The organism is Winogradskyella arenosi (genome assembly GCF_003337305.1).
Lineage (GTDB): Bacteria > Bacteroidota > Bacteroidia > Flavobacteriales > Flavobacteriaceae > Winogradskyella > Winogradskyella arenosi.
In genome coordinates, this window is the sequence record NZ_QPJO01000001.1 from 816868 (window position 1) to 834779 (window position 17912).

Sequence of the window (17912 nt, forward strand, 5' to 3'; positions counted from 1 at the left end):
GCAGAACCGGTTTTTACGATACATTCTGAAAAGCATAGAATAGTAAAAAAAACTTCAATATAAAACATTCAATAGCGCTATGTACTTAATATTTGATACTGAAACCACAGGATTGCCAAAACGTTGGGACGCTCCAATTACGGATACGGATAATTGGCCTAGATGTATTCAAATTGCTTGGCAATTACACGATGCTATGGGAAACTGTATTGAGCATCAAGATTATTTAGTAAAACCTGAGGGCTTTAATATTCCTTATGATGCCGAGAAAATCCACGGTATATCTACGGAACTAGCACAAGAACAAGGGGTGCCACTTACAGAGGTCTTGGAGAAATTTAATAGGGCCCTCTCTAAAACCAAATTTGTTGTTGGACAAAATGTTAAGTTCGATTTAAACATTATGGGGGCGGAGTTTGTCCGTGAGACTGTAGATAATCAACTGCAAGAGCTTCCGGTGTTAGATACCTGTACAGAACATACCGCTAATTTATGTCAGATTCCAGGGGGACGTTATGGTAAGTTTAAATTACCAACCTTAACGGAGTTGCATGAGTTTTTATTTAATAAACCCTTTTCAGAAGCGCATAATGCGACTGCCGATGTTGAGGCAACCACCCGATGTTTTTTCGAATTAATACGAAAAGAACAGTACACCGTAGAGCAGTTAGATGTAGCGCCGGATTATTTTGAGCGTTTTAAAGAAGCACATCCTGCCGAGATTCAGCTTATAGGTCTTAAGCATATTAATTTAAAGCGCGAAAGTGCTAAAATTAATGCGCGTATACAGAAAGCGCAAGCTGCGGAAACCCCTGTAACGATAGACAAGGAAGCCGCATCTCAGGTGGCTGATGTCGATTTTGTACATCTCCATAACCACTCGCAGTTCTCCATTCTTCAATCTACCATTAGTATCAAAGATTTGGTCGCTGCGGCTGCAAGAGAAGGTATGCCAGCCGTGGCCCTAACCGATCACGGAAATATGATGGGGGCTTTTCATTTTGTGAGTGCTGTATCTAATCATAATAAAGGCATAAAAGCTCAGCATAAAGCCGCAGAAGAAGCTGGCTTGGAGAAAAAAGGCAAATTGATAAAGCCTATTATTGGTTGTGAATTCTTTGTGTGTGAAGATCACAAGGACAAGACCCGTAAAGATAATGGCTATCAAATTGTATTGATGGCGAAGAATAAAAAGGGGTATCATAACCTTGCGAAATTATCTTCAGCAGCCTTTACCGATGGGTTTTATTACGTTCCACGAATCGATAAAAAATTAATAGAACAGTATAAGGAAGAGCTGATATGTTTAACAGGAAACCTCTATGGAGAGGTACCTAGTAAGGTGTTGAATGTCGGTGAAAATCAAGCTGAAGAAGCTTTAATCTGGTGGAAAGAAACTTTTGGTGACGACTTATACATTGAGTTAATGCGTCATAACCAAGAAGATGAAAACCGTGTTAATCCTGTTCTTATTCAATTTGCAAAAAAGCATGAGGTTAAATTGGTAGCCACTAATAACACTTATTATGTGGACCAAGAAAACGCCAACGCTCACGATATCTTACTTTGTGTAAAAGACGGTGAAAAACAAGCAACTCCAATAGGTCGTGGTCGTGGTTACCGTTACGGACTGCCTAATCAAGAGTATTATTTTAAGTCTACGGCAGAAATGAAAGCCTTATTTAAGGATGTGCCAGAGGCTATTGTAAACATCCAAGAGCTTGTAGACAAAATAGAACCTTATGAGTTGGCCAGAGACGTTTTATTACCGGCCTTCGATATTCCAGATGAGTTTAAATTTCCTGAAGACGACATTGATAATGGAAAACGTGGAGAAAATGCATTTCTAAAACATCTTACCTATAAGGGCGCTAAAATTAGATATGGTGAGATTACCGAGGATATTAAAGAGCGTCTCGATTTTGAGCTGAGTGTAATTGAAAACACCGGGTATCCTGGGTACTTCTTGATTGTTGAAGATTTTATTCGCGAAGCCCGAAAAATGGACGTTTCTGTAGGGCCTGGACGTGGATCTGCAGCAGGATCCGTAGTAGCCTATTGTTTATGGATTACCAATATTGACCCTATTAAATACGATTTACTTTTTGAGCGTTTCTTAAATCCAGATCGTGTGAGTATGCCCGATATTGATATTGATTTTGATGATGAAGGTCGAAGTCGGGTTATGGATTATGTAATCGAAAAGTATGGTGCTAATCAGGTAGCTCAGATTATTACCTACGGAACTATGGCCGCAAAATCTTCGATTAGAGATACGGCTAGAGTGCTCGATTTACCACTAAATGAAGCCGATCACTTAGCGAAGTTAATTCCGTTGATGTCTAAACTTGGAAAAATATTTGGATTAGACGAAAAGGAATTGGCTAAAAAATTCCGTGCTGAAGATTTAGAGAAAATTAATGAATTATTAAACATCTCAGAGGGCGAAGATTTACAGGCGGAAACCTTAAACCAAGCACGCGTTTTAGAAGGGTCGGTGAGAAACACCGGGATTCATGCTTGTGGTGTTATTATTACCCCAGGTGATATTACAAACTATGTACCTGTATCTTTAGCTAAGGATTCGGATTTATATGTGACACAATTTGATAACTCCGTTGTGGAAAGCGCGGGTTTATTGAAAATGGATTTCTTGGGCTTAAAGACTTTAACCTTAATAAAAGACACGGTTAAGTTGGTGAAGGCCAAACACAATGTAGACCTAGATCCGGATAGTTTTCCGCTAGATGATGTAAAGACCTACGAACTTTTCCAACGTGGTGAAACGGTTGGGGTGTTTCAGTATGAATCGCCTGGAATGCAGAAGCATATGAAGAATCTTAAACCTACGGTTTTTGATGATTTAATAGCCATGAATGCCCTGTATCGACCTGGACCAATGGAATACATTCCAAGTTTTATTGCGCGTAAACATGGTGATGAAGAGATTGTTTACGATTTGCCAGAAATGGAAGAATACCTTAAGGAAACTTACGGAATTACAGTCTACCAAGAGCAGGTAATGCTTCTGTCTCAGAAATTAGCCGATTTTACCAAAGGTGAAGCTGATGTCTTGAGGAAAGCCATGGGTAAAAAGCAAATTGCGGTTCTAGATAAGATGAAACCGAAATTTATTGAACAAGCCGGGGCCAAAGGTTTAGATAAATCCAAGCTAGAGAAAATCTGGAAGGATTGGGAAGCCTTTGCGAGTTACGCTTTCAACAAGTCGCACTCCACTTGTTACGCATGGATTGCTTATCAGACCGCGTACTTAAAAGCCCATTATCCTGCGGAATATATGGCGGCGGTACTGTCTAATAACATGAATGACATTAAGACCATAACCTTCTTTATGGAGGAATGTAAGCGAATGCGTTTACCTGTATTAGGGCCTGATGTTAATGAAAGTTTTTATAAGTTCTCCGTAAACCAAGATAACGCGGTCCGATTTGGAATGGGAGCGATAAAAGGTGTGGGTCACGGTGCCGTGAAAACGATTGTTGATAACCGTAAAAAAGACGGTCCTTACAAGTCTATTTTCGATTTAGCCAAACGTATAGATTTAAGAGCGGCCAATAAAAAAGCCTTTGAAGGTTTAGCCAATGCGGGTGGGTTTGATTGTTTTAAAGAAACCCATAGAGCGCAGTATTTTGCGCATGAAGGTGATGGCGTGACCTTTTTAGAAAAGGCCGTAAAATATGGTGCTAAACATCAAGAAAACGAAAACTCGGCACAGGTCAGTTTATTCGGAGCGGCGAGTGATGTGCAAATTGCTGAACCTTTAGTGCCACCATGTGAAGATTGGGGAACCATGGAAAAGCTGTCTCGAGAGCGTGAGGTCGTTGGGATTTATATTTCAGGGCATCCCTTAGACGATTTTTCTATTGAAATGAATTCCTTTTGTAACGGTGTGGTGGCGCATTTTAATAATTTAGAAGCCATTGTTAACAGTGAAATTACATTTGGTGGGGTTGTCACCGATGTACAACATCGTGTGAGTAAACAAGGAAAAGGCTGGGCTATTTTTACTATTGAAGATTATACCGATAGTTTTGAGTTCCGAATTTTTGGAGAAGATTACTTAAAATTCCGTCACTTCTTTGTGGTGAATTCTTTTGTGTATGTAAGAGCATTTGTACGAGAAGGTTGGGTAAATAGAGATACGGGTAAAAAAGGAGATCCTAGAATTCAGTTTAATAGCTTTCAGTTGTTGCATGATGTTATGGAAACTTATGCGCGTAAATTATCCATTCAACTTAATATTCGCGATTTAAAAGAAGAGACGGTAAGCACCTTGTACGATTTGATAACGCTTCACGAAGGAACAAAACCTTTAAGTTTCTTAATTTACGATAATGCGGAAAAAATTAAGGTACATATGCCTAGCCGAAAAAACAAAGTGAAAATTTCTCAAGAATTATTAAACGCTTTAAAAGCGCATGATGTAAAATATAAACTGAATTAAATGATTGTTTAGGATGTTCACTGGGGGCTTTCAAAAGGAATGATTTTCAATTTAAAGCATGTGTTTTTTGAAAATAGGAACCTTGGTGTTTCTGAGCTGAATTCTAGAAGTTATAGGCATCAACCTTAGAATATATAAATGCTCTATAAGGCTATAATTAAAACATATACAGGCTTTGTAAGGTTTGCGGAATATTTTGACTAATTTTGTACTTCCATTCCCAAAAGGGAGAGAAGAAAATTGAAGTACAAAACATAAAAAATAAACATTATGGCATTAGAGATAACAGATGCAAATTTTGAAGAAACAGTATTAAAAAGTGACAAGCCTGTAGTGGTTGACTTTTGGGCTGCTTGGTGTGGGCCATGTCGTATGGTTGGACCAATCATTGATGAAATTAGCACAGAGTATGAAGGTAAAGCTGTTGTTGGTAAAGTAGATGTTGATGCAAATCAAGAATTCGCTGCTAAATACGGTGTAAGAAACATTCCTACAGTATTAGTTTTCCAAAACGGAGAAGTTGTAGGGCGCCAAGTTGGTGTTGCACCTAAAAATGCGTACGCTGAAGCTATCGACGCCCTTTTATAGTCCTTACTCTAAAAGATATGATAAAAGGTTTGCCTATACGGCAAACCTTTTTTAGTTTGTACCAGTGTTAAGGCTGAGGTCTGGCAAATCTGCTATGCAGATTATTATATTATGGATATGGATTTACAAAAGGAACTTAATAAAACCGGTGGTTTTAAAAACTTAGCGCTTTTAGCGAAGCAAGTGGTAGAAGGATTTATTGCAGGGATGCATAAAAGTCCGTTTCATGGGTTTTCAGCAGAATTTGCAGAGCATAAAATTTATAATCCAGGTGAAAGTACCAAGCATATTGATTGGAAGCTTTATGCCAAAACAGATCGGCTGTACACCAAACGCTACGATGAAGAAACTAATTTACGTTGTCATCTTATTATAGATAATAGTGCTTCTATGCATTATCCGGAATCTGCAGGAACTACGCTAGAGAATTTAAACAAGATCGCTTTTTCCGCTTTAGCGAGCGCCTCACTGATGCATATTTTAAAGAAACAGCGCGATGCTGTGGGTTTAAGTGTCTATAGTGATCAATATGACTTTTACGCCCCAGAAAAGGGCAGTGAGCGTCACCATCAGATGTTAATTCATAAGTTAAACGAAACGGTGATGGAAAAATCTGAAGCTAAGACAACGGAAACCTATCGTTATTTGCATCAAATTGCTGAAAAAATTCATCGCCGCTCTCTAATATTCGTTTTTACCGATATGTTTCAGTCGTCAGAATCTGATGAAAAGTTGTTCGAAGCTTTAAGACATTTAAAACATAATAAACATGAAGTTGTTTTATTTCATGTTTTTGATAAAAGTAAAGAGCTAAGTTTTGATTTTGATAATAAACCGAAGCGATTTATAGATATTGAAACAGGAGAACATATTAATTTATATGCCGATACGGTAAAAAATAATTACCAAACAGCTGTTAATGCGTACTTTAAGGACTTGAGGATAAAGTGTGGTCAGTACCGAATTAAGTATGTAGAGGCCGATATTAATGCGGGTTTTGATAGTATTTTGACGACCTATATGATCGAGCGTCAAAAAATTATTTAATTTTTTTTAAAGTTTTTTCATTTTTTTCTTGTGGAATTGAAAAAGGGTTGTATATTTGCACTCGCAATTAAGCAACGGTCTGGTAGTTCAGTTGGTTAGAATGTCGCCCTGTCACGGCGAAGGTCGCGGGTTCGAGTCCCGTCCAGACCGCTAAAATTGCAAAATGAAAGCTTCAAGAAATTGAGGCTTTTTTTTGGCGACTATAAAGATGTTGTGTTGTTCTAGGAGTGATCCTAGAGTAGTTGTAAGCGTCCTAAGTAATTTAGGGTCTTACCGATGAAAGGCTTTCCTTTTTTCTTAATAAGAAGATCGGGATGCTTTTTTGTTTTAAAGCAAGTGCTCAAGCTTGCCAAGCATAATCATGATGCTGTTTTTCTTCTCCTTAATTTTTTAAAATCTGAAGGCCTTCTGTTAAGTGTGAAGGAGTTAGGATTCTTTTTTTGTTCTAAAAGCTAGAAATTTCCTTGAATTGTTAATAACTACAGTATTTCGTCGATGAAAACCCGTATTTTGTAGTAAAAAACTTGCTTTATCAACAATTTAGTTTTATAATTGTCCTGCTTAATAAGCCTTAATTCAGCTTGTTAGGGCTAATTGCTCATTTTATATGCAGACTTATTTTAGTTTGGTAGCCTCCCTCGCTATTGTTGTGAAATGGTTTTGGACATTATGCCTGAAAAATAGTTAATAATCCATTCTTCCCTCGTTCTAGCGCAGTTATTGTGCTACAACTTAACTATTAACAAAATTTAACCCTAATATAATCCTTATGAAAGCCCTAAAAATTACTTGCGCCCTAGTCGCTGTGGCATTACTTGCTGTCTCAGTCGTAAATTCTGATACGGTAGTTCCAACAGACGATGCGCCAACATACAAAACGTATTCTCCAAAAGATTTATTGGCTACAGACAAGAAGAAGAAAATCTTAGAAACACACGCATAATCTTAATCCCTAATTCAAAACCTTATAATCCTTATGAAAACTTTAAAAATCACTTTCGCTTTAATCGCCATCTTAGTCTTAGCAGTCTCAGTCGTAAATTCTGACACCGTAGTTCCAACTGATGATGCACCGACTTACAAAACGTATTCTCCAAAAGATTTATTGGCTACAGACAAGAAGAAGAAAATCTTAGAAACACACGCATAATCCTAATCCCTAACTCAAAAACCTACAATCCTTATGAAAACTATAAAAATCACCTTCGCCTTAATTGCCATCCTAGTCTTAGCAGTCTCAGTCGTAAATTCTGACACCGTAGTTCCAACTGATGATGCACCGACTTACAAAACGTATTCTCCAAAAGATTTATTGGCTACAGACAAGAAGAAGAAAATCTTAGAAACACACGCATAATCTTAATCCCTAATTCAAAAACTTATAATCCTTATGAAAACTTTAAAAATTACTTTCGCCTTAATCGCCATCTTAGTCTTAGCAGTCTCAGTCGTAAATTCTGACACCGTAGTTCCAACCGATGATGCACCGACTTACAAGACATACTCTCCAAAAGATTTATTAGCTACAGACAAGAAGAAAAAAATCTTAGAAACACACGCATAATCTTAATCCCTTATTCAAAAACCTACAATCCTTATGAAAACTTTAAAAATTACTTTCGCCTTAATCGCCATCTTAGTCTTAGCAGTCTCAGTCGTAAATTCTGACACCGTAGTTCGAACCGACGATGCACCGACTTACAAAACGTATTCTCCAAAAGATTTATTGGCTACAGACAAGAAGAAAAAAATCTTAGAAACACACGCTTAATCTTAATCCCTTATTCAAAAACCTACAATCCTTATGAAAACTTTAAAAATCACCTTCGCCTTAATCGCCATCTTAGTCTTAGCAGTCTCTGTCGTAAATTCTGATACGGTAGTTCCAACCGACGATGCGCCAACATACAAAACGTACTCTCCAAAAGATTTATTAGCTACAGACAAGAAGAAGAAAATCTTAGAAACACACGCATAGTATTTGAGAGACAGGAGGATTTGTAAACCTTCTATAGGGAAGAAGAATCTATATTATAATTTTAGTCTATTTTTGATATAAATCAATAGACCTTGTTGAAACAAATCATTTTAATAGGCTTCCTATATTTTGGTAGTATTCTATACCTTGGAGCTCAAAACAAAGCCCTTAACCAAATAAATGCCTTAATTGAGCAGTCGCAAGACCTGAACTTTGACTCGAATCAGCGTTTAGAATTTGCGCTTCGGTCATCGGAATTGGCTACAGAGACTCAAATAGATTCCTTGATTTTAAAAGCGAATCGAAATTTGTCTGTGTCTTATTTTCATTCAGAATTATATGATAAATATATAAGTCTTAACCGTGGAAATTTTGAACTTGCTAAGAAACTAAACGATTCAAGCTCTATAATTGTAGCCGCCTCCAATTTGGGCTCGTCGTATCGTTATTTTGAAGAAAATGATAGCTCTTATTACTTTTATTCCCAGTCCTTAAAATATTTTTCACCCAATGAAATTTCTGAAAAAAAGGCGACCGCCTTACTTTATATAGCTGATATTCTTCAGATTGAAAAAATATATGCGGGAGCTGAAGAGTCTGCCATTAAATCCATTCAAATTCTAAGCAGACTCCCTAAAAACAAAATCCGATCCGATAAATTATGGAATGCCTACAATCTTTTAGGGATCATTTCTAAAGAACTAGGACATTACCAAGCGGCTATTGATTATTACGATAAGTCTAATGCCTATACCGATATTATTGATGATGGCTATCTCAACGAAATTTATTCCATTAATAACAAAGCGGGCGTTTATAGAAGAATGGGCGATTATGCTAAAGCCATAGAACTTTACAAATCCCTATTAGAAGCCCGGAACCAGTATGAAGGGGAAGATCCGTCCTTTTATGCCACCATACTAAATAATGTAGCCGATACAGAATTAGAATCGGGTAACTATAATTTTCAAACTGTTCAAGGACAATTCAGCGACGCTTACCGTATGGCGAATGATTTGGATGACGACGTGCTTAAAATGAACGTCGCACTGCATACGGCAAAGTTATACAAGGAGGAGCAAGTCTTAGATTCCGTGGTTAAATATGCCAATGAAGCCTTAACGATTTCTTATGAAGTATCGTCTAATGAAATTAAACAAGAAGCATTGCTATTGCTCGCTGATACTGATGATGGCGACAAAGGAAAATACTATTTAAAAGAACATATTAGAATTTCAGACAGTTTGCTTGAGGTTGACCATGCAGTAAGAAATAAATATGCCCGTATAGAATTTGAAACTGATGAATTAGAGGCTCAAAATGAAAGAATAGAAGCTGAAAATGCACAAATCTCTAAAGAAAATCTGTATTTAGTGATGCTAACTTTAGGTGTAATTTTCTTTGCGATTTTACTCTATATCGTCATCTTACAACGGGTAAAAAATAGAAAGTTAGAAATGATGCAGATGCAGCAGAAAGCCAATGAAGACATCTATAATTTAATGTTGGTTCAACAAGATAAAGTTGATGAAGCCCGAGCGAAAGAAAAAGTTAGAGTGTCTAAAGAGTTGCATGATGGTGTTTTAGGGCGACTTTTTGGTATTCGTCTAAGTTTGGATAGTATAAACTTAAAGGAAGGTCAAGATGCGGTGTTAACTCGCGCAAAGTATATTCAACAGCTTCAGAATGTAGAACAGGATATTCGGAAAATTTCTCATGAATTAAATACCGATTTTGTCTCTGGATCAGGATTTATGGATATTGTTCAGGAGCTGGTTGAAAACCAGGCTGTAGCTTATGATTTAGCGTACAGCTTTAAGTTTACGGATGATATTGATTGGGATGAGATTTCCAATAAAACGAAAATCAATATTTATAGAGTTATTCAAGAGTCGATGCAGAATATCTATAAACACGCCAATGCAAACCAAATTGAGATTAGTATTTCTTTAGAAAAAGGTTTAATTTGCTTAAATATCACAGACGACGGTGACGGTTTTGATAGTGCAAAAACGAAGAAGGGTATTGGCTTAAAAAACATGAAATCGCGCGTTGAAGATATAAACGGAACCATCACTTTTACCTCTGAAAAAGGAAATGGTACCCTTGTAAATGTAAAATTCCCCTATATAAATTTATAATTCATGGAACACATTAAAATATTAATGGTCGATGATCATCCGATTATAATTGAAGGCTATCAAAATGTATTGACGGCCACTAAAAAGGACGATCAAACCCTGTATATTGACACAGCTAATAATTGCGATACGGCAGTAGCAATGATGGAACGTGCTTCTAAAAAATACCCTTATCACGTCTGCTTTTTTGATATAAGTTTACCCGGATCGGAAGATGGAAAGTATGCCTCTGGTGAAGATCTCGCTTTATTGGCCAGAGAACTTATGCCAAGAACTAAAATCGTTATTTTAACGATGTTTAATGAGACCTTCCGTATTCATAATATCGTTAAAGAAATTAACCCAGATGGCTTTCTTATAAAAAGTGATTTGACGTCTATGGAATTGGCTGATGGCTTTCAGCAAATTTTAGAATCGCCTCCTTATTACAGCAGCACGGTACAGAGTTATATAAAAAAGACCATTACAAGCGATATTTACGTCGATGATATCAACAGAAAAATTCTACATTTATTAGCACAGGGTATTCGTACTAAAAATCTTAATGAGTATTTTGATATTTCTACCAGTGCTATTGAAAAACGAAAAAAACAGCTTAAAGTTTTGTTTGAAATCGAGGATGGAAAAGATGAAACGCTACTAAAAGAAGCTCGTGAAAAAGGCTATTTATAAATAAAAATGTTAAAAAACAGCTTTTTTAGTAATTTAAAAATGCTTGAAACCCCAGTAAAATAAGGAAAGTACGGTTTTACCACAACATGGTTACGGTTTTTCCGCAGTTCAAAGTTAAATGTGTTATATATCTTTGTACCATCAGCAAAAGTTAATTAATCCCTTATTAAGTTATTGTTGAATTAATAGCAAGAAAAACAAGCCTAGTTATCTCTTATATAACTAGGCTTTTTCTATTTTTTACAGTTAATACCAGGCCGAATTATGGTCTGATAACTCCACAATAAAGCAGCCCAAATAAATAAGGGCCACTATAAATTTTAAAAAGGTTGAGGCTATAAATCCTAAGAATGCCCCGAAGGCCGCTTTTAAGGCTTTATTAAAATCATTACGATGTAGCATTTCGCCAATAAGCGCACCAATAAAAGGCCCAATTATAATTCCAAAAGGAATTGGTGAAATTAAACCGATAAGCAATCCTAAGGTAGTGCCAATCATTCCGGCTTTGCTACCACCAAAACGTTTGGTGCCCATAGCGGGAATAATATAATCTAAAACATAAATAAAAATAGCAAAAAGGAGGGTGACGATTAAAAAAGTTAGACTTAAGCTTACACCTTCAGTAAAATGAAGCACTAAAAGCCCGGTCCAACTAGTGAGTGGTCCAGGTAGTATTGGTAGAAAGCTCCCTATAATCCCTAAGAGCATTAAAAGTAGGGCTAAACACACTAGAAAAATTTCCATATTCTTTAATTTAATGTAGTGATAAGACGTTTTTCAGGCTTTAATGTTACAACTTTATAACTAAAAAATTAGTTCAAACTAATTTTTTAGTTATATTAGCGATATGATTTACAGTATTATACATGGTATTTTGAATTGATTTCAAGATCTCATATTGGTTTAACATAATATGAATCCAACTTTATAGAAGGCATAACTATGAAACAATTAACTAAGGCTGAAGAGGAGATTATGCAAGCGTTATGGCAGCTTAAAAAAGCCAATGTAAAAGCGGTAATAGAAACCTTACCCGAGCCAAAGCCGGCTTATAATACCGTATCTACGATAATTAGAATTTTAGAGTCTAAAGGTTTTGTAGACTATGAGAAAAAAGGAAAAGGACATGTGTATTTTCCTGTTGTGGCTAAAGAATCTTACAGTAATCAATCCATTAATAAATTAGTCGATAATTATTTTCAAGGTTCATTTAAAAGTATGTTGTCTTTCTTTGTTCAGAAAAATGATGTAGACATAAAAGATATAGAAGTCTTATTAGAAGAAATTAATCAAAAGGACTAATTATGCTTTACACCATTCTTCAAATTATAGCATTTCAGGCTTTGTTTTTATTGGTTTACGATTTGTTTTTAAAGCGTGAAACCTTCTTTAATTGTAATCGAGCCTATTTAATGTTGACGTCTATTTTGTCGCTTATTTTACCTTTTGTAAAGTTCTCGACACTAAAAACGATGACAACTAAAGATATGGTGATTCACTTGCCTGAAGTATTTATTGGTGCCAAAGCACCAACGGTTTATGAGGTGCAAACGGCAGAATTAGCAGGTATTGTTTTAGAGCAACCGCAAACCCCAATTTGGCGAATTATCGCTTACACAGGTATTGTAATAGCAACACTTATTTTCCTCGTAAAAATCATCAATTTATATTGGGTCAAATATAAAAACCCAAAACGTTGGAAAGGGAATGTGCTTATTGTGAGTCTTATAAAGAGTGCTACGGCCTATTCATTTTTCAATACTATTTTTTTAGGAGAACGCATTTCGGAAACTGAAAAATCAACTATTTACGAGCATGAATTAGTGCATATTAAGGAACTACACACTTTAGATTTATTATTTTTTGAAGTGCTACGTATCATTTTTTGGTTTAATCCATTAGTCTATATCTACCAAAATAGAATAAAAGAATTACACGAATACATTGCTGATGCTAAAGCGGTAAAGCAAAGCGGGATATCGGAATATTATAAAAGTTTACTCAATCAGGTTTTAGATGTTAATCAGGCGTCTTTTACCAATGCATTTTTCAATTCATCATTAATCAAAAAACGAATCGTTATGTTACAAAAATCAAAATCAAAACAACTTCATCTTATTAAGTATGCCTTATTAATTCCTATGGTATTTGGGATGTTAATTTATACCTCTACCGAAGTTAGAGCGCAGGAGAAAACAACGGAACAAGAGCAGGTATCTGATCAAGAACTAACTGAGGCAGAACTGGTAGAGAAGTACCGTAATAAAATACTTGAAATGAAAAAAAATGGAGCCACCTTTTTTGAAATTTCAGATTATGCAGGCATGGATGGAAAAAGTGAAGAGCGATACATCCCATCTAAAACACGGTATTTAAAGTTTAAAGCTTACATGCAATATATTGCAGATGGTATGATTAAAAGAAAAACTGAAGACGGTACTTTGTCACAGTCCCATAAGGATACTGCAGAGCTTATGAGTATGGATACATTTGCTAGCTACCAAGAATTCAGGGATTTTAAAAACACAAAAGAGGAAAAAGAACGATGGGAAGCAAATACGGATGATGGTGTTTTAAAACTATTTGTTGAAGATACTGCCAACAAAACGGAAGAAGAAACTAAACGCTATAATGCTTTATTGAAGCAATTAGAAAATGATGCGTACTTTAATAAATTAGTAGTCACAGATGGTCGCTCAACACTAGTCTTAGATTCCTATATTTCAGCAGAGGGAGAAGAGGTTATAAAAGATGAAATTGTGGAAATTCCATTTACAGTAGTCGAAGAAAGTCCAACAACAGTTGAGTGTAAAGATTTAGAACGCAATGAGGACCGAAAGGATTGTTTGAGTATGCTTGTTAACAAACATATAAGTGAAAACTTTAATACAAGTGTGGGTGACAATTTAAGCCCAGGAAGAAAACGCGTTTTTGTACAATTTAAAATTGATAGTGATGGTACGGTAAAAGAAATTATGGCCAGAGCTCCAAGCCCAATGTTAGAAGAAGAAGCTAAGCGTGTTATTGCGACACTACCTCAGTTTATTCCGGGGAAACAAAAAGGTGAAATTGTAGTGGTGCCATTTTCTATTCCTATTGTTTTTGAGGTTGCATCAAAAGCAGAACCTAAAAAAGAATAATTCCTTATGTGTATGAAATTCATAGTGTGGAGTTTGTTTTTTCTGTCTATTTCAAGTTTAAAAGCACAAGAGCTTAAAGCTACAGCAGATGACTATTATGTTAATGGCAATTATTCAAAAGCCATCGAAACCTATAAGTCTTTGAAGAATTTAAATCCGGTTTATGATGATATCGCTAAGGCTTATGTTGCTATTGGTATCTATGATAAAGCTATAGAATATTATGAAAAAGCTATAAAATCTAATAATGAAGATTTATTAACACGATATGAATTTGCAAAACTGTTAACGCGAACAAAAAAATATAAAAAGGCCAATCAGTTGTTTTTTAACCTTATTGTATCCGATAGCTTAAACCCTAATTACCATTACGAGTTGGGCATTGTTTTGGAAAAGCAAAAAGACAGTACGGCTTTAGCGCAATTTATGGAGGCTTATCAGCTAGATAACACGCATCAAAAGGCGATTTTTAAAATTGCTAAACAGCATTTAATGAAGCGTGATTTTGTATCTACACATACGTATGCAGACAAGGGGTTAGAAAGCTATAAAAATAATGTAGAACTCATAAGCCTTAAAGCACAAGCCTATTACCATCAAGAATACTATACGCATGCTGTAGTGTGGTTTAATAAATTGTTAGATTTAGGTGAAAAGTCGGAGTTTATTCATGAGAAATTGAGCCTCAGTTATGCTGAAAATTCAGAATACAAGGAGGCTATTTATCACCGAAAACAAGCCTTAAAATATAGTCCAAATGACGCTAATGCCTTATTTGTTATAGGGTCCTATTACCAAAGTTTAAATGATTTTGAACGTGCTGAAGACTATATTAAGAAAGCTTTATTACTGAAAGATCTTCCTTTGTCAAAGGAATACCAACAATTAGGAATTGTATTGAATCGCCAGAAAAAGTACGCTCAAGCCCTTAAAGCCTTTCAGAAATCCTTAAAAGAAGATCCTACAAATGTTATGACTGAGTTTTATATCCTTAGAACTAAAGATGAATATTATGCCGATGTGGACTCTAAAATTAAGATGTACGAGCAATTTATATCACAAAAAACGAAAAGCCCATTTTTGAGTTATGCGCAAGGACGATTAAAAAAATTAAAGCAAGAAAAATTCACGGAACAAGAGTAAGTCGTCTTAAAAATTAAAATGAAGCCCTAGACCATAGCGTTCCACCTAAAAGGGAACTGTCTCATTACTTTTTGAATAAAATATCGTACTTTTCGCTATCAGAATACTAGTAATGAATCGAATTGTTTGTCTTTTAATCTTACTTATTGCAACCTCTTGCAATTATTTTGAAAAGAAAAAAGTCTATCCTGAAGATTTGCTTGAAGAAGAACTGCAAACCTTTAATTGGAACGAAGTTGACACGTATCCTACTTTTAGAAATTGTGAGGCCTTGATAGAAAAAGAGGACAAGCGCGATTGTTTTCAGAACACCTTAATAGGAAACGTGAATAGCTATTTAGCCGCACAGAACCTTTTTGTTACTAAAGATGTTAACGACACCATTAGACTTCAGATTATTATTGATAATAACGGGAAATTAAACATAAGCTCTATGGTCATTGCGCCGGAAACGCGTCAGGAAATTCCAGAAATTGATAGTCTCTTACGTCAGAGTTTAATGCACTTACCCACCATTTATCCGGCTATTAAAAGACGCCAAGAGGTGACCACAGCTTTTGAGCTGCCTATTATCGTCAATATTCAATAAACTTACTGTTTAAAACGGCGCCCCTTCCATTGGTAGGTGGTAAATAGTGATAATAAAGCAATACTAACGTTAAATAAAGGATATAATAAACTCGACAACAAATAAGTGCGAAGCTGCGATTCCTGTTTAAAAAAACGCGTCGTTTTATATAAGAGTAGAAGGTCTATACTCCATTTTAAAACCAATAAGGATAAGCTAATTTCTATTGGAATATAAGGCCATATTAATGCAATAAGCAAAGCTAAAAAGACAAGGTTACCAGCAAAAATTACAAGACCCACCAGTTTTGAAAACCAAAATTTGTATCGACTTGCCTTAGAGGCCCAGCGAATACGTTGCTGAATTAAGCTTTTAAAATCTTCTGCTAAACGGGTAGAAACAATGGCATTTTCAGCTTTTAAGTAATGCACGTTCTGCGGCGTATGGTCTATAAGTTTTTCAAGAAGAAACATATCGTCGCCACTAGCAATATTGGTATTCCCTTCAAAACCATTAACGGCCTCAAAAGTCGTTTTCCGATACGCAAAATTGGCACCGTTACACATCAATGGTTTATGAATACCAAAACTCCCTATTGTGGCGCCCTGTAAACTTAATACATCTAAGGTCTGAAAGCGGTTAAAAACGGAAGTCTCACCGTGATAATTTACCGGCGCTACAATACAATCAGGATGTTGGTTTTGAATATAGTCGTCAAAAGTGGCTAACCAAAACTCAGGTAAAATACAGTCGGCATCAGTCGTTACAATCCACTCGTGTTTCGCAAATGCAATAGCGGTGGTAATTGCATCCTTCTTTGGCGAATTTGAGGTTCTTTGGTTATTAATAACCCTAATGGTTTTGGAGGTTGAAGAACTTTGACTTTCTATCACAGCCACCGAAGCATCCCTAGAATCGTCATTAACCAATAAGACCTCAAATAAGGTGTCGGGATACTTTAAGTTTGAAACGGAAGCTAGTAAATGGGGTAAGTTTTCAGCTTCATCCCGAAAAGGAATAATTACAGTAAAGTGCGTTTTAGATTCCGTATGTTCAAAACTCGGTGTTGGCACCTGATCAATACCATAGCGGAGTAGGCCTATTACAATGACGTAGGCTAGGATGCTGCAAATAAAAAAGACGACTAACATTGTTTGATGAGTTGCGGAGTTTTAAATGTAAGTACAAAATAACTACCAAGAATACTTGGCCCTACAAAGTTGAACAGCCACATCAGGGTGGTAATCGCTAAAATAGTGAGTTCGTTAACGTCTAAAAAACCAAATAAAAATACGGCAAGACTTCCCTTTATAACCACGTCAAAAATAGAAATTGCAGGGATTATAGAAGCCAAAAGATACAGGCTTGTAATACCAATCATAGCTTCGGTGTAGGGTATAGTCGTATTAAAAATTTGTAATAAAACATAAAATTGAAAAGAGAATATGAGATAACGCATTAACGCATATAGCAGTGTTTTAAGTAAGCGGTGACGCTCTATGGATTTAAAAAAATCAAAAACAGTACGCATAGAAAAGCCTTTAATTTTAAACCGTTTGCTTTGGGTTAATCCCCAAACCGTAACCCCACAGGCCAAAAGCACGAAGCTGTAAAATAGAATCTTGGAATAATTTAGAGTTAAGGTATAGTGTTGTATAAAGCATAAGAGCCCTATAAAACCTAAAACGGTGGTAACCCCCATTTGCGCCAGATTTCCTAAAAGATTGAGGAGTACTATTTTTTTACGTAAGTCTTTGGGGTAAAACAAGGCTTTTGCACCATAATCACCAATACGGTTCGGGGTTATTAAAGAAGTGGTAAGCGCTCCTAGACTTTGGGCTGTAGCCATTTTTAAGGTAATGGGAGATAGGGTATTAACTAAGTTTTTCCATTTTAAGATTTCAAAAAACCAGTTTAAAATGCTTAATAGTATTAAGAATCCGATGATTTTAAATGAAAAAACAGCGTTTTCATTTAAAAAAGCCATAAATTCATTCCACTGAAACTTACTGTTTTCAGTTAATTTAAGAGCTATAAAATAAAATACTAGCCCTACAATACTCAGCTTAAGGAGTACAACCAATAAATGCTTAGTTTTGTAGTGTTTATTGAGATTCATACTACAAATAAAATCAAAAACTTAGAGATGCAGTACGCTTTTAAAAAATAC

Annotated in this window: 18 protein-coding genes and 1 tRNA gene; 16 read left to right on the forward strand and 3 right to left on the reverse strand. The window is 35.8% G+C overall.

Features of this window, described 5'->3' with window-relative positions:
* Positions 1-79 precede the first annotated feature (79 nt).
* From dnaE to DFQ08_RS03505, 12 genes are all read left to right on the forward strand, one after another.
* Complete coding sequence (dnaE, locus tag DFQ08_RS03475) at positions 80-4465, forward strand: DNA polymerase III subunit alpha (RefSeq protein WP_114308394.1); 4386 nt, start codon at positions 80-82, stop codon at positions 4463-4465.
* A gap of 270 nt (positions 4466-4735) precedes the next feature.
* Positions 4736-5053 (forward strand): thioredoxin, encoded by a 318-nt coding sequence (gene trxA, locus DFQ08_RS03480; protein WP_114308395.1) that lies wholly within the window; start codon positions 4736-4738, stop codon positions 5051-5053.
* 117 nt (positions 5054-5170) lie between these two features.
* Positions 5171-6100 carry a DUF58 domain-containing protein gene (locus tag DFQ08_RS03485; protein ID WP_114308666.1) on the forward strand — a complete coding sequence of 310 codons (930 nt, stop codon included), beginning with the start codon at positions 5171-5173 and terminating at the stop codon, positions 6098-6100.
* A gap of 76 nt (positions 6101-6176) precedes the next feature.
* Positions 6177-6250 (forward strand) — tRNA-Asp (locus tag DFQ08_RS03490).
* Positions 6251-6869: 619 nt separating this feature from the next.
* On the forward strand, positions 6870-7043 hold the full coding sequence (locus DFQ08_RS16070; RefSeq protein ID WP_181858348.1) for a hypothetical protein: 174 nt from the start codon (positions 6870-6872) through the stop codon (positions 7041-7043).
* Positions 7044-7076: 33 nt separating this feature from the next.
* Positions 7077-7250, forward strand: a complete 174-nt coding sequence (locus tag DFQ08_RS16075; RefSeq protein ID WP_181858349.1) for a hypothetical protein — start codon at positions 7077-7079, stop codon at positions 7248-7250.
* A gap of 33 nt (positions 7251-7283) precedes the next feature.
* A complete protein-coding gene (locus tag DFQ08_RS16080) occupies positions 7284-7457 on the forward strand; it encodes a hypothetical protein (RefSeq protein WP_181858350.1) in 174 nt (57 codons plus the stop codon).
* A 33-nt stretch (positions 7458-7490) separates the two neighbouring features.
* Positions 7491-7664 carry a hypothetical protein gene (locus tag DFQ08_RS16085; RefSeq protein WP_181858349.1) on the forward strand — a complete coding sequence of 58 codons (174 nt, stop codon included), beginning with the start codon at positions 7491-7493 and terminating at the stop codon, positions 7662-7664.
* Between the two features lie 33 nt (positions 7665-7697).
* On the forward strand, positions 7698-7871 hold the full coding sequence (locus DFQ08_RS16090; protein ID WP_181858351.1) for a hypothetical protein: 174 nt from the start codon (positions 7698-7700) through the stop codon (positions 7869-7871).
* Positions 7872-7904: 33 nt separating this feature from the next.
* The gene (locus DFQ08_RS16095; protein WP_181858349.1) at positions 7905-8078 is read left to right on the forward strand and encodes a hypothetical protein; all 174 of its coding nucleotides are present in this window, start codon (positions 7905-7907) and stop codon (positions 8076-8078) included.
* 95 nt (positions 8079-8173) lie between these two features.
* Positions 8174-10219: a tetratricopeptide repeat-containing sensor histidine kinase gene (locus tag DFQ08_RS03500; RefSeq protein WP_114308397.1), complete on the forward strand. Its 2046-nt coding sequence runs from the start codon at positions 8174-8176 to the stop codon at positions 10217-10219.
* Positions 10220-10222: 3 nt separating this feature from the next.
* A complete protein-coding gene (locus DFQ08_RS03505; RefSeq protein ID WP_114308398.1) occupies positions 10223-10891 on the forward strand; it encodes a response regulator in 669 nt (222 codons plus the stop codon).
* 246 nt (positions 10892-11137) lie between these two features.
* On the opposite strand, the gene DFQ08_RS03510 is transcribed toward DFQ08_RS03505, so the two are convergent.
* Positions 11138-11635: a DUF456 domain-containing protein gene (locus DFQ08_RS03510; RefSeq protein ID WP_114308399.1), complete on the reverse strand. Its 498-nt coding sequence runs from the start codon at positions 11633-11635 to the stop codon at positions 11138-11140.
* Positions 11636-11833: 198 nt separating this feature from the next.
* Here DFQ08_RS03510 and DFQ08_RS03515 point away from each other — a divergent pair, with 198 nt between their 5' ends.
* The 4 genes from DFQ08_RS03515 to DFQ08_RS03530 all read left to right on the forward strand — a co-directional run bounded on the left by DFQ08_RS03515 (position 11834) and on the right by DFQ08_RS03530 (position 15763).
* Positions 11834-12193 (forward strand): BlaI/MecI/CopY family transcriptional regulator, encoded by a 360-nt coding sequence (locus DFQ08_RS03515; RefSeq protein ID WP_114308400.1) that lies wholly within the window; start codon positions 11834-11836, stop codon positions 12191-12193.
* A gap of 170 nt (positions 12194-12363) precedes the next feature.
* Complete coding sequence (locus tag DFQ08_RS03520) at positions 12364-14031, forward strand: M56 family metallopeptidase (RefSeq protein WP_181858352.1); 1668 nt, start codon at positions 12364-12366, stop codon at positions 14029-14031.
* 12 nt (positions 14032-14043) lie between these two features.
* Entirely contained in the window at positions 14044-15174 is a 1131-nt protein-coding gene (locus DFQ08_RS03525; RefSeq protein ID WP_114308402.1) for a tetratricopeptide repeat protein, read from the forward strand.
* Between the two features lie 112 nt (positions 15175-15286).
* Complete coding sequence (locus DFQ08_RS03530) at positions 15287-15763, forward strand: hypothetical protein (protein ID WP_114308403.1); 477 nt, start codon at positions 15287-15289, stop codon at positions 15761-15763.
* Between the two features lie 2 nt (positions 15764-15765).
* On the opposite strand, the gene DFQ08_RS03535 is transcribed toward DFQ08_RS03530, so the two are convergent.
* Positions 15766-16893: a glycosyltransferase family 2 protein gene (locus tag DFQ08_RS03535; RefSeq protein ID WP_114308404.1), complete on the reverse strand. Its 1128-nt coding sequence runs from the start codon at positions 16891-16893 to the stop codon at positions 15766-15768.
* The gene (locus DFQ08_RS03540) at positions 16887-17861 is read right to left on the reverse strand and encodes a flagellar type III secretion system protein FlhB (protein ID WP_114308405.1); all 975 of its coding nucleotides are present in this window, start codon (positions 17859-17861) and stop codon (positions 16887-16889) included. Before DFQ08_RS03540 ends, DFQ08_RS03535 begins: the two co-directional genes overlap by 7 nt.
* Positions 17862-17912: the final 51 nt, after the last annotated feature.